Origin of the sequence: uncultured Senegalimassilia sp., assembly GCF_934636665.1 — a bacterium.
Lineage (GTDB): Bacteria > Actinomycetota > Coriobacteriia > Coriobacteriales > Eggerthellaceae > Senegalimassilia.
This window is the reverse complement of record NZ_CAKUAT010000003.1, coordinates 1-25,986: the sequence shown is the minus strand read 5'-3', so window position 1 is coordinate 25,986 and position 25,986 is coordinate 1. Positions and strand designations below refer to the sequence as shown.

General features: G+C 62.7%; 21 protein-coding genes and 1 riboswitch. Of the genes, 9 read left to right on the top strand and 12 right to left on the bottom strand.

What is annotated here, in order from left to right:
* The first annotated feature begins 118 nt into the window (after positions 1-118).
* Together Q0G75_RS01525 and Q0G75_RS01520 are read left to right on the top strand one after the other, a co-directional pair.
* Entirely contained in the window at positions 119-997 is an 879-nt protein-coding gene (locus Q0G75_RS01525; RefSeq protein WP_294414891.1) for a ChbG/HpnK family deacetylase, read from the top strand.
* A gap of 139 nt (positions 998-1,136) precedes the next feature.
* Complete coding sequence (locus Q0G75_RS01520; RefSeq protein ID WP_294379840.1) at positions 1,137-2,747, top strand: peptide chain release factor 3; 1,611 nt, start codon at positions 1,137-1,139, stop codon at positions 2,745-2,747.
* Here the strand turns inward: Q0G75_RS01520 and Q0G75_RS01515 are convergent.
* From Q0G75_RS01515 to Q0G75_RS01495, 5 genes are all read right to left on the bottom strand, one after another.
* The gene (locus Q0G75_RS01515; protein ID WP_294414892.1) at positions 2,744-3,697 is read right to left on the bottom strand and encodes a Sir2 silent information regulator family NAD-dependent deacetylase; all 954 of its coding nucleotides are present in this window, start codon (positions 3,695-3,697) and stop codon (positions 2,744-2,746) included. The genes Q0G75_RS01520 and Q0G75_RS01515 overlap by 4 nt on opposite strands.
* Entirely contained in the window at positions 3,694-3,819 is a 126-nt protein-coding gene (locus Q0G75_RS01510; protein ID WP_294414893.1) for a hypothetical protein, read from the bottom strand. Before Q0G75_RS01510 ends, Q0G75_RS01515 begins: the two co-directional genes overlap by 4 nt.
* Before the next feature lies 1 nt (position 3,820).
* The gene (gene acgM, locus Q0G75_RS01505) at positions 3,821-4,951 is read right to left on the bottom strand and encodes a radical SAM/SPASM domain protein, ACGX system (protein ID WP_294414894.1); all 1,131 of its coding nucleotides are present in this window, start codon (positions 4,949-4,951) and stop codon (positions 3,821-3,823) included.
* A 141-nt stretch (positions 4,952-5,092) separates the two neighbouring features.
* Positions 5,093-5,719 carry a 4Fe-4S binding protein gene (locus tag Q0G75_RS01500; RefSeq protein WP_294414895.1) on the bottom strand — a complete coding sequence of 209 codons (627 nt, stop codon included), beginning with the start codon at positions 5,717-5,719 and terminating at the stop codon, positions 5,093-5,095.
* Positions 5,720-5,940: 221 nt separating this feature from the next.
* Entirely contained in the window at positions 5,941-6,138 is a 198-nt protein-coding gene (locus Q0G75_RS01495; RefSeq protein WP_294414896.1) for a hypothetical protein, read from the bottom strand.
* A 147-nt stretch (positions 6,139-6,285) separates the two neighbouring features.
* Between Q0G75_RS01495 and Q0G75_RS01490 the strand changes: the two genes are divergently transcribed.
* The 4 genes from Q0G75_RS01490 (at position 6,286) to Q0G75_RS01480 (ending at position 9,024) form a co-directional block, all read left to right on the top strand.
* Positions 6,286-6,618, top strand: coding sequence for a helix-turn-helix domain-containing protein (locus Q0G75_RS01490; RefSeq protein WP_294414898.1), 333 nt, complete (start codon positions 6,286-6,288; stop codon positions 6,616-6,618).
* Complete coding sequence (locus tag Q0G75_RS09330) at positions 6,522-6,911, top strand: LOG family protein (protein ID WP_365910491.1); 390 nt, start codon at positions 6,522-6,524, stop codon at positions 6,909-6,911. The genes Q0G75_RS01490 and Q0G75_RS09330 overlap by 97 nt, the downstream gene beginning before the upstream one ends.
* A 38-nt stretch (positions 6,912-6,949) precedes the next feature.
* Positions 6,950-7,936 carry a DMT family transporter gene (locus Q0G75_RS01485; protein ID WP_294414899.1) on the top strand — a complete coding sequence of 329 codons (987 nt, stop codon included), beginning with the start codon at positions 6,950-6,952 and terminating at the stop codon, positions 7,934-7,936.
* A gap of 311 nt (positions 7,937-8,247) precedes the next feature.
* Entirely contained in the window at positions 8,248-9,024 is a 777-nt protein-coding gene (locus Q0G75_RS01480) for an arginine deiminase family protein (protein WP_294414900.1), read from the top strand.
* Between the two features lie 244 nt (positions 9,025-9,268).
* Here Q0G75_RS01480 and Q0G75_RS01475 read toward each other — a convergent pair whose 3' ends face one another.
* Complete coding sequence (locus tag Q0G75_RS01475; protein ID WP_294414901.1) at positions 9,269-9,601, bottom strand: helix-turn-helix domain-containing protein; 333 nt, start codon at positions 9,599-9,601, stop codon at positions 9,269-9,271.
* 131 nt (positions 9,602-9,732) lie between these two features.
* A riboswitch (cyclic di-GMP riboswitch) is annotated at positions 9,733-9,806 on the bottom strand.
* Positions 9,807-10,476: 670 nt separating this feature from the next.
* On the opposite strand from Q0G75_RS01475, the gene Q0G75_RS01470 reads away from it, so the two are divergent.
* The 3 genes from Q0G75_RS01470 to nifJ all read left to right on the top strand — a co-directional run bounded on the left by Q0G75_RS01470 (position 10,477) and on the right by nifJ (position 18,069).
* Entirely contained in the window at positions 10,477-11,892 is a 1,416-nt protein-coding gene (locus Q0G75_RS01470) for an alpha-isopropylmalate synthase regulatory domain-containing protein (protein WP_294414902.1), read from the top strand.
* Positions 11,892-14,384, top strand: coding sequence for an AMP-binding protein (locus Q0G75_RS01465; RefSeq protein ID WP_294414904.1), 2,493 nt, complete (start codon positions 11,892-11,894; stop codon positions 14,382-14,384). Before Q0G75_RS01470 ends, Q0G75_RS01465 begins: the two co-directional genes overlap by 1 nt.
* 88 nt (positions 14,385-14,472) lie before the next feature.
* Positions 14,473-18,069 carry a pyruvate:ferredoxin (flavodoxin) oxidoreductase gene (gene nifJ / locus Q0G75_RS01460; RefSeq protein WP_294414905.1) on the top strand — a complete coding sequence of 1,199 codons (3,597 nt, stop codon included), beginning with the start codon at positions 14,473-14,475 and terminating at the stop codon, positions 18,067-18,069.
* Positions 18,070-18,337: 268 nt separating this feature from the next.
* Here nifJ and Q0G75_RS01455 read toward each other — a convergent pair whose 3' ends face one another.
* The 6 genes from Q0G75_RS01455 to Q0G75_RS01430 form a co-directional block, all read right to left on the bottom strand.
* A complete protein-coding gene (locus tag Q0G75_RS01455; RefSeq protein WP_294414906.1) occupies positions 18,338-20,095 on the bottom strand; it encodes an ATP-binding protein in 1,758 nt (585 codons plus the stop codon).
* 102 nt (positions 20,096-20,197) lie between these two features.
* Positions 20,198-20,428: a MarR family winged helix-turn-helix transcriptional regulator gene (locus Q0G75_RS01450; protein WP_294414909.1), complete on the bottom strand. Its 231-nt coding sequence runs from the start codon at positions 20,426-20,428 to the stop codon at positions 20,198-20,200.
* 508 nt (positions 20,429-20,936) lie between these two features.
* Positions 20,937-22,883: a hypothetical protein gene (locus Q0G75_RS01445; protein WP_294414910.1), complete on the bottom strand. Its 1,947-nt coding sequence runs from the start codon at positions 22,881-22,883 to the stop codon at positions 20,937-20,939.
* A 340-nt stretch (positions 22,884-23,223) separates the two neighbouring features.
* On the bottom strand, positions 23,224-24,267 hold the full coding sequence (locus Q0G75_RS01440; protein WP_294414911.1) for an aldose 1-epimerase family protein: 1,044 nt from the start codon (positions 24,265-24,267) through the stop codon (positions 23,224-23,226).
* 221 nt (positions 24,268-24,488) lie between these two features.
* Positions 24,489-25,472, bottom strand: a complete 984-nt coding sequence (locus tag Q0G75_RS01435) for a TlpA disulfide reductase family protein (RefSeq protein ID WP_294414912.1) — start codon at positions 25,470-25,472, stop codon at positions 24,489-24,491.
* A 31-nt stretch (positions 25,473-25,503) separates the two neighbouring features.
* On the bottom strand, positions 25,504-25,986 hold a 483-nt coding region (locus tag Q0G75_RS01430; protein ID WP_294417694.1), incomplete at its 5' end, for a 4Fe-4S binding protein.

Sequence of the window (25,986 nt, the reverse complement as noted above, 5' to 3'; positions counted from 1 at the left end):
TCATAATGCGCTGCTAGTCTAACATTGCATACACAAGCGGGAATAACCTGCGTAGAAAAACCCCGGGGCTACCCTAGGGTTTTCATAACCACAGGTAGAAAAGGTAAGAGGGGCGAATATGAGCGTCACGTTCCATGCGGACGACTACGGCATCACCGAACAGCAGGCCGCCGAAATCCTCAAGCTGTCGCAGGTTTGCGGCGGCCAGGGTGCGCTGTCTTCGGTCAGCATCTTCGCGAACAGTCCCGCCTTCGAGGCGGCCGCCGAGATGGCGCGGCCCTATGTGGAATCCGGCAAGCTTGCCATGGCGCTGCACCTGAACCTGGTCGAGGGCCGCCCGTGCGCACCGGTTGCGGAAGTGCCCCTGCTGGTGAACCAGCGCGGCACGTTCGCCAACGACTTCGTCGGTCTTCTGAAGCTGTCGATGGGTGCGCAGCGCTGGGCCTTCCGTCAGCAGCTTCAACGCGAGTGCGTCGCGCAGATCCAGCGCTACCTGACCGCGTTTCCCCAGATGAAGCGTGCGATGCGCATGGATAGCCATCAGCATACGCACGCGGTGCCGGCCGTGTTCGACGCGCTTTCCCAGGCCGTGGCTGAGCTGGGCGTCACAGTCACGCACCTGCGCTGCCCTATCGAGCCCCTGGCACCGCACCGTGCTGCCGGCAGCAACATGCCTCCCGTCAACCTGGCGAAGGACGCGCTCATCACCTGGTTGTGGCGCAAAAACCGCAGTAAAGTGCCCGCAGCCTGCGAGGTCCCGCTGTTCTGCGGCGTGGTGCTCTCGGGCGCTATGGACACGGTGGATTGGCCGCTTCTGGATGCGTTCGAAAGCCTGGCGGCCGATCGCGGCAAGAACGTCCAGGTGCTGTTCCACCCGGTCAGCGTGCCGATCAAGCAATGCCTCGACCCGCAAAACGCCCCCTTCGCCGCAGCCTGCGCATCCGAGGCCCGTGACCGCGAAGCCGAGCGCCTGCGCTACCTGGCTAAGGCTCGCTAAACGGGGCCGCCTGGGGATTCCGCGGAATCGCTTCCCCGCTTCCCTGTTCGCCGCTATACTAATTTAGTTACGCTCAAACCACATCGGCTGGTCGCGCGTCGCCTGGCGCGTCATCGGCCGTTTTGCGGAAAGGAACCCCATGCCAACGCTGGCAGAACACATCGCGTCGCGTCGCACGTTCGCGATCATCTCGCACCCCGACGCGGGCAAAACCACGCTGACGGAGAAGCTGCTGCTGTATTCAGGCAGCATCCAGACCGCCGGCTCGGTCAAGGGAAAGGCAAGCTCGAAGCACGCCGTTTCCGACTGGATGGACATCGAGAAGGAGCGCGGCATCTCCGTCACCTCCTCCGTGCTGCAGTTCGAACACGACGGCTGCTGCGTCAACATCCTTGACACCCCCGGTCACCAGGACTTTTCCGAGGACACGTACCGCACGCTCATGGCCGCCGACGCCGCCGTCATGGTCATCGACGCCGCCAAGGGCGTCGAGGCGCAGACGAAGAAGCTGTTCAAGGTGTGCACGCTGCGCCACATCCCCATCTTCACGTTCGTGAACAAGATGGACCGCGAAAGCCGCGACCCGTTCGAGCTTATGGAAGAGATCGAAACGGTGCTCGGCATCGGCACCTACCCCATGAACTGGCCCATCGGCAACGGCCGCACGTTCCGCGGCGTGTTCGACCGTCAAACGCGCAACGTCATCGCCTTCGACGGCGAAGGCCGCGGCAACTCCTCCAAGAAGGTCGCCGAGATCGAGGCCGAGCTGGGAGACGCCGCCCTTGACGAGCTCATCGGCGCCGACAACCACCAGAACCTCATGGACGACATCGAGCTGCTCGATGGCGCCGCCGACGAGTTCGACCTTGACGCGGTGCGCGCAGGCAAGCTGTCGCCGGTGTTCTTCGGCTCGGCGCTCACCAACTTCGGCGTGGAGCCGTTTCTGAAGGAGTTCCTGCGCCTGGCTCCCGCGCCGCTGCCTTACACCGACACCCTTTCGGGCGATCTGGTCGATCCGCAGCGCAAGGAGTTCGCGGGCTTCGTGTTCAAGATCCAGGCGAACATGGACAAGAACCACCGCGACCGCATCGCGTTCGTGCGCATCTGCTCGGGCAAGTTCGAGCGCGGCATGGAGGCGTTCCACGTGCAGGGCGGCAAGAAGCTGAAGCTGGCAACGGGCACGTCGCTTATGGCCGATGACCGCGCAACGGTGGACGAGGCGTACGCCGGCGACATCGTCGGCCTGTTCGACCCCGGCATCTTCAGCATCGGCGACACGGTGTGCAAGGGGGAACACGTGCAGTTCCCGCCCATCCCCACGTTCTCGCCGGAGCATTTCGCGCGTATCACGCAGGTGAACACGCTCAAGCGCAAGCAGTTCGTGAAGGGCATGCATGAGCTGGCCCAGGAAGGCGCCGTGCAGATCTTCCGCGAGCCCGGCTTCGGCATGGAAAGCGTCATCTGCGGCGTCGTCGGCGTGCTGCAGCTCGACGTGCTTGAAACGCGCCTGAAGAACGAATACGGCGTGGAAGTGCGTCGCCAGGGCATGCCCTACACCGACATCCGCTGGATTGCCAACGACCTCAACGAGCTGGACACCTCGCGCCTGAACATCACGCGCGACACCAAGCTGGTCGAGGATATGCGCGGCGGCAGGCTGCTGCTGTTCACGAACTCCTGGAACGTGAACTGGGCCATCGACCACAACCCCGACCTGAAGCTCTCCGAGGTCGGCAACGTTAACTTCTAGGAAGCGTTTTCCCTGGTAAAGGGATAATTTGCGAAGGCGCCGAAGTGCTTGGGCTTCGGCGCCGGCTTGCCCGCTAACGCCGCTTCAAGCTGCGTTAGCGTTTCAGCCAAGTCGGCGTTCACGCAGATGGAGCGTTCGGCGATCTCCTTCGGAGCCACCGCCTCCCCCATGTTCAAGCAGGCATACGTGGCCTGCGGGTTTTCCAGCGTGGCCCGCCAAAACGGGTACTTGATGATCACGGGCGTGTTATATCCCACGCCGAGCTCAAGGTAAAGAACGCGCATGCCCCTATGGCGGCGCTCGAAGTCGCGATAACGCGCTGCCGCCGCAAACCAGCCCTCGTCTTGCACGAACGTGTCGTCGGCGCGCAGGTTCATGGACATCTCGGCGCCGCAGCGCGGGCAACGCGGGATCAGCTTGCTGGGAATGCGCATATCGCGCTGCTGCTCGAACATGGCGCGAACGGCATCTTCGTTATCGAACGTTTCGCGGCAACAAGGTTTGCTGCACTGGAACAACCCGTAATCCCCCTGCGTGTAGAACAGGCGCTGCTTGTCGAAACCAGCCAGTTGGAACTGATGGTCCACATTGGTGGTCAGCACGAAATAGTCGCGCCCCGCAAGCAGCTCGCGTAACTGAGCGTACAACGGGTTCGCGCCCATATCGTAACGGTTTACCATAACGTAGCGGCTCCAAAACGCCCACCGCTCCTCGGGCGTGGCGTAAGGGTAGAAGCCTCCCGAATACATATCAGTGAAGCCGTATCGTTCGCGAAAATCGGCGAAGTGCCGTTCGAAGCGAGGACCTGAATACGTGAACCCCGCCGCTGTGGACAACCCAGCACCCGCACCTACCAGCACGGCATCGGCATTATCGAGCGCTTCGGCCAGGCGCTCGATTTCGCGCGTTTCGACATCCTTTTCCGGCGCATGGCCGCAGCCCAGTATCATCTTCGAACCTTCCTGCTCATCTTGCCTGTCGCCTGCATGATCAGCTTCGTGTCTTTTCCCGGCACCTGCTGCGCGGCGTGCTTAGGCGTGGCGAAACGTTGCACCGTTGAACCGATCAGCATGCTAATCGACTTCCTTCCAACATTGCGGGTCGGGCGCGTACATGTTGCCGGTGTAGCCGGCGGCTACCGCCGGACAGCCGCGACACCATCCCGCCAGCTCGCAGCGACTGCACTTCTCGAACTTTGAGAACTCGCGATGCGCTTCCATGTTCTGCCCCATGAACAGGTCGTACATGCTCTCATCGTGCACGTTGCCGATCTTGCTCTCCATGCGACGGCACGCATACACGTCGCCGGTCGGCAGCACGGTCATGTGCGCGATGCCGCAATGGCAGCCGTCATAGACCTTGTCGCATTGCGCACCTTCCGGGATGCGGAAGCGGCCCTGCTCCCAATCGAGCAGCGTCCACAGGTGGTCCTTCTTCTGGAACGTGGTCTTGCACCCCGCATCCGTAAGCGCGTCGATGCGCTCCTGGCAGGCCACGAGCAGCGCACGATACTCGAGCGGCTCCATATGGAACTCCTCAAGGCGCTGCCCCGTTGTTGGGCAGTAACGCCCGAAGGCGAACACATCAGCCTCGATACGGGCGGCAAGGTCGATCATGTCGGGAAGTTCGGCGGCGTTCATGCTGCTCACGGTGCTCATAAGCGCCAGCCACATGCCAGATCGCTTGATGCAGGCCGCCGCGCGCAGCGTGTCGTCGAAGCTGCCCGGTTTGCGGAACAGATCGTGGGTTGCGGCGTTCGAGCCGTCAAGGCTCAGCTGATACTTGCGGCAACCAAGCTCGCGCATGCGACAGCACACCTCGTCGGTCAGATGGAACGGGTTGCCCATGATGCACCACATAGCGCCGCGCGCATGCAGCTCCTCAGCCAAACGCCAGAATTCGCGATGGAGGATCGGGTCGCCACCGGTGATGTAGAAGTACGGCTGACGGCCCATGCGCTCGCACAGGTCATAGCAGCTGTCCAGCACATGCAGCATGTCGTCCCAGGTCATGGACTTGCACGCCATGCGCGCGTCTTCGCTGAACAGATAACAGTGCTTGCAGCGCTGGTCGCACTCGTCGGTGATATGCCATTGGAAGGCGAATGTGGGACGCAGGTCCTGCGCGATTCGCACATTGCGGTCACCGGTTGTCACCGGCTTCGATCCTTGCTCGTCCTGCTCGGGTTTCTGATCATGTTGCATGGCTATGCTGCTCCTTTCCATTCGTGTTCGCGTTCCCTGAAACGCGGTTTGACCGTATGCCGGATTCGTCTCGTGCACGGTCGGCTCCCAGGCCGGGCGGCGCATCCGTCGCGGCGGCATATCGCCAAGCCCGCGGTCGGCCTACTCCCCTACGCGTTCGATGGCGTCAACGGGGCAAGCCTCGAAACAAGCGCCGCAATGCAGGCAGTTCTGCGCGCGGATGCGGAACGGCTCGCCGGCTTCGCCTTCCTCGATGACGCCCTGCGGGCACACGCCCAGGCACGTCCCGCAGCCGATGCACGCGTCGGTGATCCGATATCCATGCACCGCCGCCGGCTCGCCGTCAAGGCGGTATGTTTCGCGGAAGATCGGATGGACGCCCAGGTTGAAGTACTCGATGGACACATCGCGAATTTCGAAGATCACATTGATATCACGCGTTTGACCAGGGTAAACGTTTGCCAGATAAGGCTGCTCGGCGTAAATGAGGTCGCGAATGCGCAGCCCTTCGTCACCTGCCACCTCGATGGCGGTGCCGGAAAGCCGCAGCATCTCGTTGAAGCGCGTGCGGCCCACCGCCTGCACGCGCCCGTCGCAGGCAAGCTCGCGGGCGAAGGGCTTGCCGCGCGAGGTGAGGAAGTACACCGCATCGGGTTCATAATGCAGTGCGCTAATGCAGCGCACCTGGGGAGACCCGTCTTCGGCCACGTTCGCAAAATCGAGCGTGCCGATGAGCTTGAGCTTCTCAAGACAGGTTTGCAGGTTCATGATCTGGCCTTTCGACGGGGATTGCAGGGTGGTTGGCAACAAAGTCCACGTGCGGGCCTGCTGCGGTCCGGTCAATGGGCCCGGCCAGTCCGCGCATTTTGCGTTGCGCGGACAGGCCGGGCTGATCGCCGACCGAAAGCACTCGCGCACCGGGGCGCGGGCGGAGCGGTTGGACCTCGCCCGTGCCCCGTGCAGCTGTGATTCAGCAGAACCCGATTGCGCTATTCGGGATCCTTCGTGCCGCAAGCCGGGGCCGGGTCGGCAGAGCCGCAAGCCGGCGCGGGATCAGCAGAACCGCAAGCGGGAGCCGGGTCGGCAGAGCCGCACGCGGGCGCGGGATCGGCAGAACCGCAGGCAGGGGCGGCCTTGGGATCGGTGGTGCCGCAAGCGCCGGAGACGACGTTGTCCAGATTGCTCATTTTCTTCTCCTTCTGATTCGTGACGCCTCCTTGGCGGGCGTCTATAATGATTGTCCAAAACAGTCGTCGAATCCGGAAGTAGCCACTAATCTATTAGGTACCAACCTTTATGTAAGTAGGCTCTGACCTGCGCGAAAGGAAGCATCAGTGCTCACCAAGGAAGAACTGCCGCCGTGTCCCGTTGCCACGACGCTCATGCTCATCAGCAACAAATGGAAGATATTCGTCATCCAGCAGCTCATGGACAAACCGTTCCGCTTCAGCGAGCTGCGCCGCGCCATTCCCGGCATCAGCGAGAAGGTGCTCACGGACAACCTGCGCGCGCTGGAGAAGGACGGCCTTGTCACGCGCACGGTATTCCCCGAGATTCCGCCCCATACCGAATACGCCCTGAGCGAGCTGGGCGAGACCATGCGCCCCATCATCGACAGCATGGCAACCTGGGGCACCGGCTACCAGGAGATCGTTCGCGCGCAATAGCCGCGCCGCGCACGCCGCTTCACCAACGAAAACGCCGAATCAACGCGATGCCCCGTGCCATGCCTGGGGACACGGGGACATTGGAGGAGGTATGGGAGGTCATTTCCCTCATAGCCCTTGCACAGTTGGACGCGCCGTGCATACTGTTCAATTTGAACGGTTTCTATGATGACCTGCGCGCGCTTCTCAACCGAATGAGCGATATGGGGTTCTCCTCGCCGCGCAGGCAGCGGGGCATCCATTTCACAAGCTCGCTTGACAAGGTGGCCCACATCCTAGCTCCGTTGCATTAGCAGTATCGTTTTCCGAGTTGCCAGGAGCGTGAGCGATCATGAGCGTCCCCGACAAGCAGTACCCGCTGAACGTATACCGCCTCATTCTCATGACGGCGGCCGCGGTTTGGGGCCTGGGCTTCGTTATCGGCAAAAGCGCCATCGCTACCGTGGGCGCCACGTGGTTCACCTCCATCCGCTTCCTCGGAGCGGGCATCGTGCTGGTCATCCTCTTGTTTCCCCACCTCAAGCGCAATTTCTGCCGCAAAACGCTGAAGGCGGGCCTGATCATCGGCGTGGCTACGTTCGTGGGCTTCTGGACGCAGTTTCTGGGCTTGGGCCTGACCACGCCATCGAAGAACGCCTTTTTGAGCGCGTGCTATTGCCTGACCGTGCCGTTTATCTGGTGGGTGGTCTCCCGCCGTCGTCCGCCTGCGAAAACCCTTATCGCTGCGGCCATCTGCACCGTCGGCATCGGGCTGGTGTCGCTGACCGAGGGCTTCTCCATCAGCTTAGGCGACGGCGTCAGCATCGCATCGGCGTTCCTCTACGGCGCCGAGATCGTGATCATCGGCCTGGTCATGCGCGACAACGACGTCCTGACCATCACCGTCATCCAGCAATTCACCGCGGGCATCTTGGCCCTGCTACTTGCCCTGGTCACGCAACCCATGCCCACGGCGGCGCAGGTGATCACGCCCGAGTTCATCGGTGCCATGACCTACGTGGCCATGCTCTCGGCGGCCTTCGGCGCCGTGGCGCAGAACACGGCGCAGGCCCACCTGTCGCCCTCCGAGGCGGGCCTGCTCTGCTCGCTTGAAAGCGTGTTCTGCGCCCTGTTCAGCGTGGCGTTCTTCGGCGAGGTGCTCACCGCCCGCATGGCGGTGGGCTTCGCGTTCATCTTCGCCGCCATCGTGGCAACCCAGCTCGGCGACAAGGGCGGCGAAGCGGCCGTGGCAAACTCCGCTGCCGGTGAATCTTCAAGCGGCGAAAGCCCCACATCGGGAAAGCCCGCCAAGCGAAACCGCGGCCGAATCGCCCGCTGACCTGCGGGTATCGCAGCGGCTTAACCGCTTTCGCCAGCTAGGCCGGCGGGTTCGGACCTATGACGCCACGTCCGCTCGAACCCAGCCGATGGCATTTCGGCCCCGCGCCGGCGAGCTCGCCGGGGTCAAACGCGCCTGCCCCATACCCCCGACAGTAAGTCCACCGCGGGCAACACTTTGTTTCCGGCTCGTTTCTTCAGCTTCCGGGCTATAATGCCCAAGGAAGCAGCTATCTTATATCCCTACGAACGTGCCGCGCGACAAGCAGCTGCGATGCGCGCCGGCAACCATGCACCCAAGGAGAGAGAAGCATGACGAAGTTCAACCATGTCATCATCCGCCGCCCTGGTAAGTCGCTGTGCGACGGCATCACCAGCGCACCCGAGTTGGGTCAGCCCATCTACGAGCGCGCCATCGAGGAGCACTACGACTACGAGCATGCCCTCGAGCAGTGCGGCGTCGACGTCACCGTCCTGCCTGCCCTCGAGCAGTTCCCGGACAGCTGCTTCGTCGAGGACCCGGCCGTCATCACCCGCTGCGGCGCCATCATCACCAACCCCGGCGCAGACAGCCGCAACGGCGAGAAGGACGAGATCGAGCCCGTGGTCCGTCGCTTCTTCGACGACGAGCACGTCAAGCATATCGTCGCCCCCGGCACCCTTGATGGCGGCGACGTCATGATGGTGGGCGACCACTTCTACGTGGGCCGCTCCGCCCGCACCAACGAAGAGGGCATCCGCCAGTTCTGCGAAATCCTGGCCGGTTGGGGCCTGGAGGGCTCCGAGGTCCCGCTGGAGGAGGTCCTGCACCTCAAGACCGGCGTGAACTACATCGAGGACAACAACATGCTGGTGTCCGGCGAGTTCATCGACAAGCCCGACTTCGCCAAGTACAACAAGGTCATCGTGCCCGAGGACGAGGCCTACGGCGCGAACTGCATCTGGGTCAACGGCACCGTCATCGTGGCCGAGGGCTACCCCACCGTGCTCAAGGCCGTTCAGGACCTGGGCTACAAGACCCTGGTGGTGGACACCTCCGAGTACCGCAAGATCGACGGCGGCCTGTCCTGCCTCAGCCTGCGCTTCTAACACACGCTTAAAATGCCCGACCCCGAAAACCCAAGTGTTTCGCGGGGTCGGCAACCGGAAAGGCCCGCGGGCGCTCGGGAAACCAAGCAAACCCGCGGGTCTTTCCATATTCGGGAAACCGAATCGTAAAACACGAAGAGCCTGATTCCAGACGGAATCAGGCTCTTCGCTTTCAGGCGCGGAACCTTCCGCAAACCCCACTACATTTGAAGCTACGTCGCAATGCGCCCTGTCTGCTAGGGCTTTACCCAGCGATCGCCTGCGCGGGAGCGTCCTTAGGCTCCGGCGTGGGCACGTGGTAGGTGTTGCTCAGGCGCATGCCGTTTTCCGCATAGCGGGCAACCGAGATGATGAAGCCTTCCTTGCGCAGGCGCAGGATGGCGCGGTCGACGGTCTTCAGGCTAACCTGCAGCGCTTCTGCGATATCGCGCTTAGACTCGGAGCAGCCCGCCGCGCCGTACGAGGCAATGAAGCCCAGGATGAGCAGCTGCGAGTTCGTCAGCGTGCGCTTTCCGTCCGCAAGCGTGATGTCGTCATCGATTTCGGTTGTGGTCTCAGCGGTCATCTCAGTCATCATAGTCCTTCTCCATAGGTTCGCGTTCCAATGCTTATGACCCCCGCTCGCCAGCAACGCAAAGCGAGCAAAACCTGCAAGCTGAACTGGAGAAATAAAAAGCAGCCAGCTGCAGTAGCTCCCCGAAAGGGAAACTGTGCAACTGGCTGCCATTTCAGGCCCTATAGCTTTGCGTCATCACCTTTCGATGATTTTGCCGACATGAAAAATATCACGCGGCAAACCGAATGTCAAGGGGTGTCCGCCCCTCCCCATGGCAGGCCCCCTACCACGGGCTGCATCGAGTCACACAGAGACGATGGCGATTCACGAGTATAAGCTCCCTAAAACCAAAAGGGCCAAATCAACGCCGCTTTTCGAAGATGGAAGCGCAAAACCGGCGAATACACCACGGGGCAAACTCTCGCCAAAACCCGTTGCGTCGGCAGCCCTACAACCTATCAGCATCGCGGCCTCGCCACCACCGGCTTTCCCTCGGATCAGCGACGCTCCTTGGGCCTTTCGCCCCTTCCGCTCGCATCGCCGCCCCGGCCTCGGGTCCTTCGCTCTTTCCCCCGGATCAGCGACGCAGCTTCACGTCCTTCGGACTTTCCATCCAGGTCAGCGCTGCTGCCTCGCGACTCCCGCCTTCCGCCCTTCCCCACCCCGCGCACCCACACTATCTGTAATCTGTGGATTCCCGTTCCGCATCGGCCGTCACCGTGGTTGTGACTATTCAATATTTTCCGGCAATACGGCGTTTGTGCAGCTTAATCGGTTATAAGTTAATATACCCTATCAGATTAGTACTTGGTAGGCGTACGGCCACCTGTAGGTGCTGCGGTGAAGCTGTTCGCAGCGCTTTTCAAGAACACGTTCGCATAGGTCAGGAGTCACACATGAGAGACATACGTGTCAGCGACATCACGATGAGGGAGGCAATCGCCTCCAAGGCGCTTTCCCTATCCTTCAAGGAAAAGCTAGAAATCGTGAAGATCCTAGACCGTATCGGCGTGGGCTCCATCGAGGTGGAGGGCATCGAATCCTCCAAGGTAGACAGCTTGCGAATCAAGTCGATCGCCTCCCTGGTGAAGAACAGCACGCTCGCCGTGCCGGTGAAAATGGACGAGGACAGCATCCAGGCCGTCTGGAACGCCGCGAAGGGCGCGAAGCACGTCCGTCTGCAGGTGGAAGCGGCTGTTAGCCCCTCCTGCATGGAGTACATCCAGCGCAAGAAGGCCGACACGCTGATCGCCGACGCCGCCGAGGCGGTGGCGAAGTGCGCCCAGCTCACCGACGACGTCGAGTTCGTGGCCATCGACGCCACCCGCACCGACGTGGCCTACCTGGCCCGCGTCATCGACGCCGTGGTCGCCGCCGGCGCCAAGACGGTCACCGTCTGCGACGCAGCCGGCTCCATGCTCCCCGAGGAGTTCGCCCAGTTCATCGCCGACCTGTACCAGGCCGCGCCCCAGCTCAAGGACATCGACCTGGGCATCTCGTGCTGCAACAACCTTAATATGGCCGACGCCTGCGCCGTGGCCGGCGTCATGGCCGGAGCCTCCATCGTCAAGGCCACGTCCTACCCCATGGGCGTCGTCGCGCTCGACAACGTGGCCCGTATCCTTGCTGCCAAGGCCGACGCCCTGGGCGCCCAGAGCAAGGTGCGCGTGACCGAGCTCAAGCGCGCCATGAACCAGATCTCCCGCCTGTGCTGCGACGACCGCTCCAAGGCGTCCATGTTCACCGGCACCGTCTCCGAGGCCGTCGAAGGCGTGGTGCTCACCGCCGGCGACGACCAGGCAACCGTGATGCAGTACGTCGAGCGTCTGGGCTACAGCCTGTCCGACGAGGACGCCGAGGCCGTGTTCGAGGCCTTCAAGAAGATCGCCGCCAGCAAGGAGCGTGTAAGCGCCACCGAGCTGGACGCCATCGTGGCCTCCGCCGCGCTGCAGGTGCCCCCCACCTACACCCTGGACGGCTACGTCATCAACTCCGGCCTGAGCTTCAAGGCCACCTCGCACATCTCGCTGCGTAAGAACGGCGAGCTCATCGAGGCGGTGTCCCTGGGCGACGGTCCCATCGACTCCTCGTTCAAGTCCATCGAATCGGTCGTGGGCAAGCACTACGAGCTTGACGACTTCAGCATCCAGGCCGTCACCGAGGGCCGCGAGGCCATGGGCGAGTCGGTCGTGAAGCTGATCGCCGACGGCAAGGTGTATTCCGGCCGCGGCATCTCCACCGACATCGTCGAGTCCAGCATCCGCGCGTACATCAACGCGCTCAACAAGATCGCCTACGAGGAGCAGAACTAATGAAGCTTTCCTTTTCCACCCGCGGCTGGGCCGACCACTCCTGGGACGAGCTGGTAAGCACCGCCCTTGAAATGGATTTCTCGGGCATCGAGATCCACAACCCCATCACCAACGCGGCGTTCACCGGCAAGGGCGGCCCGCTTGACCGCTATAACACGCAGGCGACCGCCCGCGCCCTGCGCGACAAGGGCCTTTCCATCCCCGCGTTCGACTCCTCGGTCGACATCTCGGCAGGCGAGCAGCAGGTTCAGGACGCGAAAGACCTCATCGACCTGGCCCAGGCCGCAAGTGTGGACATGGTGTGCGTGGTCGTCCAGCACGACGACGAGGACGCCATCCACGCCGCGCTTTCCCAGCTGGTCCCCTACGCCGAGGAGCACGGCGTGGTGCTGCTGATCGAATCCAGCGGCATCTTCTCCAGCACCTCGCGCCTGACCGGCATCATGGACCGCTACGCCAGCGACTACCTGGGCGCGCTGTGGGACGTCCACAACGTCTACCGCGTGGGCGGCGAAAGCCCGGCGACCACCATCAAGAACCTGGGCGCCTACGTCAAGCACGTGCACATGCGCGACTCCGACGACGACGGCTCCTTCAACCTGGTGGGCGAAGGCACCCTTCCCATCGACGAAGTGGTGCGCGCGCTGTCCTCCATCGACTACGACGGCTTCGTGTCGCTGGAATGGGATCCCGCATGGATGGCAGACCTCACCGACATGGAGGTCATCTTCCCCCACTACGTAAACTACATGGAGCAGTTCGAGGACACCCGCGGCAAGCGCCGCACGCTCTACCTCAACCACGACGGCACCGGCGAGTACGTGTGGAAGAAGGACGAGCTCATCGACCTGACCTTCCCGCAAGTGCTCGACAAGATGGTCGAATGCTTCCCTGACCAGTACTGCTTCAAGTACACCACGCTTGACTACACGCGCACCTACGAGGAGTTCCGCGACGACGTGGACACCTTCGCCCGCGCGCTCGTGTCGATGGGCGTCAAGCCCGGAAGCAAGGTTGCCATCTGGGCCACCAACGTGCCTGCCTGGTACATCACGTTCTGGGCCGCCACGAAGATCGGCGCTGTGCTGGTCACGGTGAACACCGCGTACAAGGTCCACGAGGCCGAGTACCTGCTGCGCCAGTCCGACACGCACACGCTGGTCATGATCGACAGCGCGCTGGACTCCAACTACCGCCAGATCATCAACGACCTGTGCCCGGAAATCGCCGACACCAAGCCCGGCGACCAGCTGCACTGCAAGCGCCTGCCTTTCCTGCGCAACGTCATCACCGTCGGCTTCGACATGCCCGGCTGCCTGAACTTCGAGCAGGCAATGGAGCGCTCCGAGCTGGTGCCGCTTGAGAAGGTCCAGCGCATGGCCGCCGAGGTCCGCCCCGACGACGTGTGCAACATGCAGTACACCTCGGGCACCACGGGCTTCCCCAAGGGCGTCATGCTCACGCATCGCAACGTGGTCAACGACGGCAAGTGCATCGGCGACCGCATGGGCCTGTCCACCGCGGACCGCTTCATGATCCACGTGCCCATGTTCCACTGCTTCGGCATGACGCTGTCCATGACGTCGTCCATGACCCACGGCGCCACCATGTGCCCCATGCCCTACTTCAGCGCGAAGGCGTCGCTGCACTGCATCACGCAGGAAAAGGTCACCGCGTTCAACGGCGTGCCCACCATGTTCATCGCCATGTTCAACCACGCCGACTACCGCAAGACCGACTTCAGCCACATGCGCACCGGCATCATGGCCGGCGCCGGCTGCCCGCCCGAGCTCATGAAGCGCGCCGCACAGCCCGACGAGATGAACATGACCGGCATCGTGTCGGTGTACGGCCAGACCGAATCGGCCCCGGGTTCCACCATGAGCGCCTGGACCGACCCGCTCGACCTGCGCACCGAGACCGTCGGCTACGCGTTCCCGCACGTGCAGTGCAAGATCATCGACCCTGAAACCGGCGAGGAGCTGCCCGACGGCCAGATCGGCGAGTTCTGCTCGCGCGGCTACAACATCATGAAGGGCTACTACAAGATGCCCGACGCCACCTTCAAGACGGTTGACGAGAACGGCTGGCTGCACTCCGGCGACCTGCTCATGCGCGACGAGCGCGGCTGCTTCGTGGCCACCGGCCGCCTGAAGGACATGATCATCCGCGGCGGCGAGAACGTCTACCCGAAGGAGATCGAGGACTTCGTCATCACGCACCCCAAGGTCAGCGACTGCCAGGTGGTGGGCGTGCCGGACGCGAAGTACGGCGAGGAGGCCATGGCCTGCATCATCCTCAAAGACGGCGAGACCATGACCGAGCCCGAGATCCGCGAGTTCATGATGAGCAACATCGCGCGTCACAAGGTGCCCCGCTACATCAAGTTCGTGGAGTCCTACCCCATGAACGCCGCCGGCAAGATCCTCAAGTACAAGATGAGGGAAGCCGCCGTCGAGGAGCTGGGCCTTCAGAACCTGGTGAAGAAGTAGCAGCTTCCATACACCGACATTTCGCGGGGGCCGTTTAGCGCGCCCCCGCTCGCGTTTTCAAACCATCGTTGCGGAGAGGGGCTTCACAATGAGCAACTATGTAACCGTCGACGGCAACCAGGCTGCGGCCCACGTTGCCTACGACTTCACCGAGGTGGCGGCCATCTACCCCATCACGCCGTCCTCGCCCATGGCCGAGCACACCGACCGCTGGAGCGCGCAGGGCCGCCTGAACATGTTCGGCCAGCGCGTGCAGCTGACCGAGATGCAGTCCGAGGCCGGCGCCATCGCCGCCATCCACGGCGTGCTGCAGGCCGGCGGCCTGGGCACCAGCTTCACGTCCAGCCAGGGCCTCATGCTCATGGTGCCCGTGCTCTACCGCATCGCCGGCGAGCGCCTGCCAGGCGTCCTGCACGTGGCAAGCCGCACCGTGGGCACCCACGCCATGAGCATCTTCGGCGACCACTCCGACGTCATGGCGTGCCGCGACACCGGCTTCGCCCAGCTCAGCTCGGGAAGCGTTCAGGAGGCCGCCGACATGGCCGCCGTGGCGCACCTTGCCGCCGTGAAGGGAAGCATCCCGTTCATGCACTTCTTCGACGGCTTCCGCACCTCCCACGAGCTGTCGCGCATCGACATGCCCGACACCAAGGAGCTGACCGCGCTCATGGATACGGAAGCGCTCGACCGCTTCCGTGCGCGCGCCCTGAACCCCGAGCACCCCATGCTGCGTGCCACCGTGCAAAACGGCGACGTGTACTTCCAGGTGCGCGAGGCGAACAACGCCGCGTACGACCAGCTGGCCGACGTGGTCGAGGACGTCATGGCCCAGGTTGCCGGCGTGACCGGCCGCGAGTACCACGTGTTCGACTACTACGGCGCCGCCGACGCCACCGACGTGGTGGTGGCCATGGGCAGCGTGTCGGGAACCGCGCAGGAGGCGTGCGACTACCTGAACGCCCGCGCGCAGGCCGACGGCACGGGCAAGCGCTACGGTTTTCTGCAGGTGCACCTGTACCGCCCCTTCTCGGCGAAGCACTTCCTGGGCGCCCTGCCCGAAACCGTGCAGCGCATCGCGGTGCTCGACCGCTGCAAGTGCATGGGCTCGGCGGGCGAGCCGCTGTTCCTGGACGTTTCCAGCGTCATCGCCAACAGCGACCGTGCCGGCAAGGTGACCGTCATCGGCGGCCGCTACGGCCTGTCGTCCAAGGACACCGACACCGCCCAGATCGTGGCCGTGTTCGACAACCTTGCCGCGGCCGAGCCCAAGCGCGGCTTCACCATCGGCATCACCGACGACGTGACGAACCTGTCGCTTCCCGTGCGCCCGCTCGACGACTTCGAGGACGGCGACACCTACAGCTGCAAGTTCTGGGGCCTGGGCGGCGACGGCACCGTGGGCGCGAACCACAACACCATCCGCATCCTGGGCGACTGCGCCGACATGTACGCGCAGGCATACTTCGAGTACGACTCCAAGAAGTCCTTCGGCGTGACCAAGTCCCACCTGCGCCTTTCGAAGAAGCCCATCCGCAGCACTTACTACGTGAAGCGCGCGGACTTCGTGGCCTGCCACAACCAAAGCTACGTGCGCCAGTACGACATGGTGCAGGAAGTGAAGCCCGGCGGCACCTTCCTGCTCAACACCAGCTGGACGCCCGAGGGGCTTGACGCCAACCTGCCCGGCAAGATGAAGCGCTACATCGCGCAAAACGGCATCCGCCTGTTCACCGTGGACGCGGTGGAGGTTGCGCAGCGCGTGGGCCTGGGAAGCCACATCAACACCGTGCTGCAGGCGGCGTTCTTCCAGATCGCGGGCCTGATGCCCGTCGAGGAGGCGCTCGACTACATGAAGGACGCGGCCCGCAAGTCCTACGCGCGCAAGGGCGACGCCGTGGTGGCCAAGAACGTTGCCGCCATCGAAGAGGGCGCGCAGAAGTGCGTGGAAGTTGCCGTGCCCGCCAGCTGGGCGGACGCCCCGCTCGACGAGAACGCCGCCGAGGCCGACGTGCCCGCGGTGGTCGAGAACATCCTGCGCCCCGTCAACGCGCAGAAGGGCGACGACCTGCCCGTCAGCGCCTTCGCCGGCTACGAGGACGGCGTCATCGACATGGGCCTGACCGCCTACGAGAAGCGCGGCATCGCCGTGAAGACGCCCGCGTGGAACGCCGAGACGTGCATCCAGTGCAACCGCTGCGCCTTCGTGTGCCCCCATGCCGCCATCCGCCCCTACCTGCTCGATCAGGACGAGGCGCAAAACGCCCCCGAAGGGTTCGCGACGGTCGCGCTCAAGGGCGGCAAGAACCTGCCCGAGGGCACGCGCTACGCCATCCAGGTCAGCCAGTTCGACTGCACCAGCTGCGGCAGCTGCGCCGACGTGTGCCCGGCGGGCGCGCTGGACATGCAGCCGGCCCAGCTCACCGACCAGGCCCGCAAGCTGTGGGACTACGGCCTGACCATCTCCGACAAGGACGGCGCGTTCGACCCCTACACCGTGAAGGGCTCGCAGTTCAAGCAGCCGCTGCTGGAGTTCTCCGCAGCCTGCGCGGGCTGCGGCGAGACGCCCTACGCCAAGCTGCTCACTCAGCTGTTCGGCGACCGCGTGTACTGGGCGAACGCCACGGGCTGCTCACAGGCCTGGGGCTCGCCGTTCCCCGGCATCCCCTACACGGTGAACAAGCGCGGCTTCGGCCCCGCCTGGACCAACAGCCTGTTCGAGAACAACGCCGAGCTTTCGCTGGGCCTGTTCCTGGGCTCCGTGCAGCAGCGCGCGGTGGAGAAGGCGCGCGTGGAGAAGCTGTCCTGCGCCCTGACGCACGGGCTGGAGAAGCCAAAGGCCGACGCGGGCGACACGCCCGACGCCGCCGTCATGAACGCCATGAAGGCCGCCTGCGAGGACTACCTTGCCGCGTTCGACGACTTCGACGCATCGCGCAAGGCCGCAGATGCCCTGGTGGCATGCGCGCAGGTTTCCATGGACAAGCTGACCAACAGCGCCAAGGAAGTGTGCCAGGAGGTGCTCAAGTTCAAGGACCAGCTGGCGAAGAAGACGTTCTGGATGTTCGGCGGCGACGGCTGGGCCTACGACATCGGCTTCGGCGGCCTGGACCATGTGGTGGCCAGCGGCGCCAACGTCAACGTGCTGGTGGTGGACACCGAGGTGTACTCCAACACCGGCGGCCAGAGCTCCAAGGCAACGCCCGCGGGCGCCGTGGCGCAGTTCGCGGCCAGCGGCAAGAAGACCGGCAAGAAGGACCTGGGCGCCATCCTCATGAGCTACGGCAACGTCTACGTGGCGCAGGTGGCCATGGGCGCCAACTACAACCAGCTGGTCAAGGTGCTGAAAGAAGCCGAGGAGTACGAAGGTCCGTCCGTGATCATCGCCTACGCGCCTTGCACCTCGCACGGCCTGAAATGCGGCATGCACGACGTCCAGGGCGAGATGAAGCGAGCGGTGGAAAGCGGTTACTGGTCGCTGTACCACTACGACCCGCGCAAGGAGAACCCCATGACGCTGGACTCCAAGGAGCCCACCATGGACTACCTGGACTTCGTAGCCGGCGAGAACCGCTTCGCCTCGCTGACCAAGTCGTTCCCCGAAGAGGCCGAAAGGCTCTTCGAGCAGGGCAAAGAGGACGCCCTACGCCGCTTCGACCACTACCGCCGCATGGCGCAGGAGCAGTAAGCGGACGAAGGTTTTTCACGCAAGGAAAGCGCCGGGGAAGCCCCGGCGCTTTGCGGCAGCCGAAACTGTCAACACGGTTTAGTTACCGGATTCGCGTTGGATTTCAGAAGCCGCTTGGAAGATGGAGCGTGCGTCCACGCTGCGAAACCTCTTATACAAGGAAGGCCCGCGAGCGCTCGGGAAACCGAGCAGGCTCGCGGGCCTTTTTGCGGCTACCGCTTGTTTCGGCAGGCTGACGCAGTTGCTTAGCTCTATCTTCGAATGTCGCTTACGCCCCCGCAATCACCTTCGCTATGACGAGATCCGCCTTCGCCGTGTCGATTGGCTTGGCTAGGTGGGCGTTCATTCCGGCTTCCAGGCATTCTTGCACATCCTCTTGGAAGGCGTTGCCCGTCATCGCGATGATGGGGATGCTTGTCGCATCAGGACGATCGAGAGCGCGTATTGCCCTGGTAGCTGCCAAACCGTCCATCTTCGGCATCACCACGTCCATAAGGATGACATCGAAGGTTCCAACTGGGTTTGCGGCGAACGCCTCGACCGCTTGCGCGCCGTCGCCGGCGATCGACACGTACGCACCATCGCCCTCCAGAATCGTCGCAGCGATCTCGGCGTTTAGGTCGTTGTCCTCAACCAGCAGCAATCGACGGCCTTTCAAGACAGATTCATTCGCCGCCTGCTCGGTTTCACGCGGGGCCGGAGCCGGATCGAACGGGATGGAGATCACGAACGTGGACCCTTCGCCCAGCTCGCTGGAGATATCGATGGAGCCGCCCATCAGCTCGATGAGCTGCTTGACGATGGGCATGCCCAAACCGGTGCCGCCAACGGCGCCCGCCACGCTCGATTCGCGCGCAAAAGGCTCGAAAACGCGCTTCAAGAACTCCGGGCTCATGCCGATGCCGGTATCGGTGATCTCCCAACGGAGCAAAACCTTGCCATCGGGCAGCTCGCTTGAAGTTACATGCGTTATCACTTTGCCGCCGGGGCGGTTGTACTTGATGCAGTTGCTGTAGATGTTCAGGAAGATCTGGCGCAGGTACAGCTCGCTGCCAAAGACATACCGGTACGCGATGCTGTCCTTCTCCTGGCGGCCCTCCATGATCACGCCCGCCTCGGCGGCGAGCAGCTGCATGATGTCGTCGACATCGGCCTGCAAATGCGCAAAGTCGACAGGCTCGCGCACAAGGGCAAGCTCGCCCTCGCCGAGTTTGCTAGCCTGAAGTGTGTCATCGATAAGGGAAAGCAGGTGCCTGGCCGCCGTCCTCATCTTGCCGTGGTTCTCCTCCACCAGGACCTTGTCGTCACGGTTGCGCTCGCATAGCTCCAAAAGCCCCAGGATGCAGTTCAAGGGGGTCCTCATGTCATGGCTCATTCGGTGAAGGAAGTCGGTCTTCACCTTGTTTGCGCGGTCCGCGCGCTCTAGGGCCTGCTCAAGAGCCTGCTGCTGGCGCGCCTGGTTCTTCACCGCATCGTCGATGTCCACGAACACGCCCATGCACGAGCACGCGATGCCCTGCTCGTCGCGCTGGAACTTCGCAGCGGCACGGACCCACATGCGCTTGCCGTCCTTGCGCCGCACGCAGTAGTTGACGTCATACGGACCGCCCTCCGTTGCGGCGATGCGGAACTCGTTGTTGATGCGGGCAAGGTCATCGGGAGCGATGAATCTGTCGGAGTTCTCGCCGTTTTCGGGGAAGTCGTCCCCGCTTTCGAAGCCGAGTACGCGGCGGCACTCGTCGGAGAACCAGAATCCCGTGGGGTTGCCTTCGTCATCGAAGTCAGCGGTCCAGCAGGCGGCGTGCAAAAGATCGCGAGCATCGGCCGCTTCCCGATCGAAAGCGCGCTCGGCAAGGGCACGCTGCTTCTGCTTGATTTCGCATTCCGCCTCGGCGAGCGCGTGCTGGGTACGGTGCAGCTCTTCCATGAGCAGCCGCTCGCGTTCTGCATGGTCCGTAACGTCAGCGAAGTCGAAACGAGACGGGGTATCCCCCTTTCTCGATCCGGCTTTCAGATCGTCGTTCATGTTCGCTCCCCCCAACCCTCGGCCGATACGCCCACTTCCGTATGGCCATAACGAAAAGCCGCCGACGCGCTGAGCCGTCGGCGGCTTGAGAACAACTGCAATCTATTGCTTCGAACCAGCTCCGATGAAATACACGTTGCCGAGCTGAGAGCCGTTTTCGTCGAAACGCGCTGTCGCGACGATCAGCCCGTCGTCGCGCATGCGACGCACGGCGCGATCGACCGTCTTCGGGCACACGCCGAGCTTTTCCGCGATGGCGTTTTTGGTGTCGGAACAACCCTGCGAGCCGCACGATGCGATGTAGCCGAGAATCCTCAATTGCGAATTGGTCAACTCCACGCTTCGTTGCCGCTGAGCTGGTTCCGCTGCGGTTTGACTCATGGCAATCCCCCCACTTTTCTGAAAACCGACGGAAACAGTCGCCCAAAATCTAGCTTGGGGTACTTTAGCGCAACGATATCACGTGCGTCAAGCGATTTGTGTCACCCCCTGTTCAACCGCTCTATATTGATTCGTTTCGTGCGGCTATAATCGGTTTATATGGGCTTATAAGCCAGTGGGCTGAAAATGAAACGCAACAACTATCATAATTCCGTGGCATTTGGGGGCCGGGGGAATCTAAGGTGCGAGCGCCCGAAACGCGAGCGCCGCCGCGACCTTCATCGCGGCGGCGTTCTTGGTTGACGAACTCGGAAAGCCAATGGTCATGCCAAGCCCCTTATAGGGCACCTACTCGATCCCAAGCGCTTCGAACAGGTGCGCTCGTCTCAGACATCGAGAGGAAAAACCGAATCCCGAGCGAACACGAGGGCGGTGCGAACATCGCTGAAGCCTCAGCTCTTTAGTGGTTGCGGCGCCTTGCGGCCGCCACGGCCGTGGCGGCGGTTGCCCCGGCGATGCCCAGAGCCGCTGCCATCAAAGCTGCATCATCGCCTGTTGCGGCAAGGTTGCCCGCGACGGGCTTGGCTGCCGCGGCCTTGGTCGTCGGCACCTTGATGACGTCGTCGGCGTTGGTCGTGCCGTCGTTGTTGTCACCGGGCTGCACCTGCGCCGGAGCCGCTGTCCCTTCCGGCGTGAAGGTCAGATCAGTGCTCAGCCACAGGGTGTAGATCATGCCGCTTTCGGGATCGACCTCGCTTGCTTCTCCTACCTGGTAGCCGCATGCCGCGCCGTTGATCATCAGCTTGGCGTCGGGCGCGAAGTAGAAGCCGCGCGCCGGCTTAAGGTACACGCCATAGCGATACGTCACGCCAGGCTTAAAGGCGTCGATGTGGTTCGTGATGTTCTGGTCCCAGAACTCAACGGAGTTCACTTCGCTGCCGTCGCTGCCCGTCCAGTACTCGCACTGGAAGATGGCATTCGAGCCTTCCGGGGTGCTTGCCGTGAAAACCGGCTTGTCGCCCGCCTTGAAGGTGGTGGTGGCGCCGTTGATCTCGATAAGGTCGATGGCCTGCATTTCCACGATCGGCTGCTCGCACAGCATATTCGCCGCGTTCGGCGCAAACACGCCCTCGACGGTCTTGATGGTGTTGCTCGCCCAATTGCCATTGACGTTCACGTTGTAGTCATCGGCCAGGGTATTGCCGTCCTTGAGCCGCAGCTCGACGGAGTACATGTAGAACTTGCCCTCTTCGAACTGGTCGATCTTCTTCATGCCCGGCGTGTACTTGCCGGGGTCGGAGTACCAGAAGGCTACGGGCGTGAGCTCGCTGGGGTCGCTGCCGTCCATTTCCTCCCAGCATTCGTAGGCAATCTCGTACTTGTCGGCATCGGCGACGGGGATCGTCGCGGTCGCACGCGGAGCCTCGCCAGGTGCATAGTCGGTCTTGACGTTGTTGACGTCCAAATTCTCAAGGGCTTTCTTTTCCGCCGCAACGAGCGTGATTTCGCTGTTGATGCTGTAGCGGAGGTAGTAGTTGTCCCTGGTTTCGTTAATGATGACCGAGCCCGGCTTGAAGATGTCATCAGGGTCGCCGATGAGGATGCCGCCTTCATAGTCGGTGCTGACGTAGGTCAGGGTCGCATTGACCAGAAGGTCATCGCTGCGCGTAAGGCGATACGAACCGCTAGCGGCGCCGCCCGTGAAGGACAGCGTCAACCTCATGTGATTGCCAACGGGTTCGAAGCGAGCCGTCACGTCAGCCATGGATTCATCCAGAACTTCGACAAGGCTGCCCGAGGCGGCATCGGCTCTGTAGTACTTGACCTCGGTGATTACGCTGCGCGGCTCTTCGGGTATGCCTCCCTCCACATCGGGGAAGTCGAAGGTGTAGGACTGTCCCTTCACGAGCGTGACGTTGCTCGGAAGCACGCAGTCCGTGTAGTGGTCGACCACGGTCGTGTTGACCTTGATGCCGCCGCCCTCCGTCACGTCGGTGACGCCACGAGCCTGCATGGCGTCCGCCGACAGAGCTACAGCGTTACCGTCGGAGTCGTTTTGCCCTGCGGCGGCATTTGTCGGCGCGGCGACGTTATCGGCAGCGTCGTTCGCCGTTGCTGCCGGCGCGGCGGGCTGAGCCTGCTGGTCGGCCGGGGCGCTATCGGGCGCAGGCGCGGAAGCGGCCGGCGCAGCTGGCGCAGGCGTCGCGTTTGCCGCAGGCGCGGTTTCCGCCGCGGGCGTTGCCTGGGCTGCCGGCGCCGCGACCGCAGCAGCGTCGCCTGCTGCGGCGTCCTGGTCCGCCGCCTCGGCGGCAAGGGAAGCGGCGGGCATGAACAGCTGGCCCGCGATGAGCGCGCTCACTCCGACGCAGGCGATCTTAGTGCCCGTACGGTGCTCCGCTCCGTTCATCGGCGAGCAATCCTTCGCGTGCCGTGCTCGTTGTTCAACGTTTCGTTTGCGCATAGCTGCCTCCTTGGCCAAAAGCTGGTTTCCATGGAGACACATTGCGCCGCATTATTCTTATTGCCTAGGTTCGCATATACGAATCCCTGCTCCCACCTGGGGTTTTATGCGGACGAGATTCCCTCCCTTATCGAAGGGACGGTTTGCCGATTGGCACGCGAAATGTAATTCAGATTCTGCAGCGAGCTACGCTGCTACACGGTGAGTTCTGCATAAGATGCTTATGAGTATGATACTCGTGAGCATCTTATATAAGCAGCCGACTGAACCTTGATGCGCGGACCAGCTAGAACAGCGTGAGGTGGGACGTGCGCTCGTTGGTTTCGCCTGGGGCTAGCAGCGTCATGCCGGCTTTGTGTTCGAAGACGTCGTCCTCGTCATGCGCGGTGGTGTGCCCCGACCACGGCTCAAGCGCCACGAACGGCGCCTCGTTGGCCGCGGACCATACGCCGATATAGGGAAAGCCCGGGAATTCGACGCGCACGCCGTGCCCGCTTTTCGTGCCCAGCAGCGTGAGCACGCTATCGGGAACGTCCGTGAACATGAGCGCATCATGAGCAAACGACGCGTGCGTGAGCTCCACGGTATCCGAACCTTGCGGGCATTCGAACGCGTTATCCCAGCTCATAAGCCCATCTTCGCCGATCACCGGCAGCGTGCAGCTCCAGGGGCGAGCGAACTTGAGCACGTAATCCTCGAAGGTTTCGGCGGCCGCAGCGGAAAGCGGCACACAGGCAGCGTCCGAACTCCCATGCGCTTCGCCTGCAGTAGCGCACGTTTCGCTAGCGGAAGCGGCCGCTTCGGCGCATGTTTCGCCCGATTCCCCGCTCGCTTCCCCTTCGCCCGCATGCGCATCCTGCGGCGATGCACCGACGGGCACGTTGAACGCCGGATGCCCGCCTACGCAAAACGGAAGCGTCACATCGCCGGTGTTCGTCACGCGAAACGTTTGGGAAAGCGTGGCCTCGCCCGTGATGGCGTAGGTCATGTTCAGCTTGAAGCTATACGGATACGCGGCGCGCGTCTCGACCGAATCGCACAGCTCGAAGGTGACCGACGATCCATCAGCGGCGCGGTCGACCACCGCATGCTCGTAGTTGCGCGCGATGCCGTGGCGCCCCATTACGCACGGCCCCTGCGCCGATTCCGCACGCCCGTCGCGCAACGACCCCACAATCGGGAACAAAACCGGCGCCCGCCTGGCCCAAAACCGCGGATCGCCCTGCCATAGATACTCGCGACCATCCAACTGCAGGCTGAGCAGCTGTGCTCCCATGGGGTCGACGGCGGCGCTCAGGCGCCCATGGCGAAGGGAAACGGGTTCGGGCATGGCGGGATCCTTTCTATCGATATCGCTTGCTATCCTACCCGCAAAAAGCGGCGCCCGCATGATATACGGGCGCCGCCATCAAGTTTGCGCATCGCGCTTCCTTACGCAGGTCGAGGCCGATGCCCAGCGCCCGTGGTACCGCATGGAAAGCTATCACGCCCGAAGACCAGCGTTGCCCACATGCCGCAAACCCTTGCCGAGCACTGCGTAACCGCCCCGCTTTATCGTCCGCTGTTCGCAATCGCCTCGTCGATCAGCGCGTCGAGCTTCTTCGCTTGCTCGCCGGACGTGATCGCACCCACGATGGGCTGCCCTACGATGTTGCCGTTGCTATCGACCACGTAGGTAGTCGGATACGAGTACAGCTTGGAAGTGAACTTGCCGGCTTCGCTATCCGACCCGAACCAGATGTTCTTATAGGACACGCCCTTTTTCTCCAAGATGCTCTTCGCCTCGGAAATCGCAGCTTTGTCGCCGTCAAGGGTAAAGGAATTGACGCCTACGACCGCGCCGCCCTTGTCCGCCAGCTTCTGGTTAAGGGCTTCCAATTCCCCAAGCTCGCCCACGCACGGCTTGCAGGTAGTGAACCAGAAGTTGACAACCGTAACGGTGTTGTTCGAGAACAGCTCATCGCTGCTCACGTCGTTACCGTCAAGGTCCTTCCCGTTGAAGCTCGGGAACTTCTCCGTCCCCTCGGCTTTTGCCGTCATGCCCGCGCTCTGGGCGTCAACGCTCTCGCCCTGGCCCGGCGTGCTGCCGCATCCGGGGAATTCCTGCTCCAGAGCCGCAAGCTTGTCCTCGATCCGTTTAATCTGCTCCGCCCCGGTTTTCAGCGTTTCCAGCTCCTGTGCCGTGAACTTATCCTTGGCGCCTTCAAGCGTAGCTAGAAGGAAGTCGCCATAGTTGCTGCCATCCTCGATCATCGGGCTTTCCTTGCTTGCCGAAAGGAACAGCTTCTCCCAAAGCTGCGAATCGGCCGAAAGCACTTCGTTTTCCTTCTGCATAAGCTGCTCATACAGCTTCGCCGCCTCATCGGCTCCGCTCGGCTGCGTCTCGATCAACGCAGCAGCATCGGATGTGCCTTCCGGGCGCTCGTCTCCGCCGGCGCCGGCGGAGCAAGCGGCAAGGCCGATCGCCAGCAGGGATGCGGCCAACACCGCCGAGATTTTCAACAGCTTCGCATTCATACTCTTGATCTTCCTCATTTCGATTCCTCCGTTTTTCGATCGATATCCGTCATTCGAACCTATCCGCCTCCGCGGCCTGATGACCGCATGACACGCACATGCCGAAGCGATAGCTGATGGCATCAGCAGGGCAGGCGTTCACGCACATCCCGCAGCGAATGCATTCGGCGTGGTCCGGTGAAGCCGTCACGTCGACATCCATCTTGCAAGTCCTCGCGCACGTACCGCAGGAGATGCATTTGCCCTGATCGACCTTCATTCCCAGCAAGGAAACCTTGTTCGTCAGGGCGTAGAACGCGCCAAGGGGGCAAACCCATTTGCAAAACGGCCGATAGAACAGCACGCTCAGCACAACTACTGCGATCAATACCGCAAGCTTCCACGTGAACAACGTCCCCAACGCCGATCGGATGCCGCTATCGACGAGGGAAAGCGGGATCGCACCCTCGAGAACGCCTTGGGGGCAGATATACTTGCAGAACAGCGGGTCGCCCATGCCGACATCGTTCACGAGCACTGCGGGCAGGAGCAC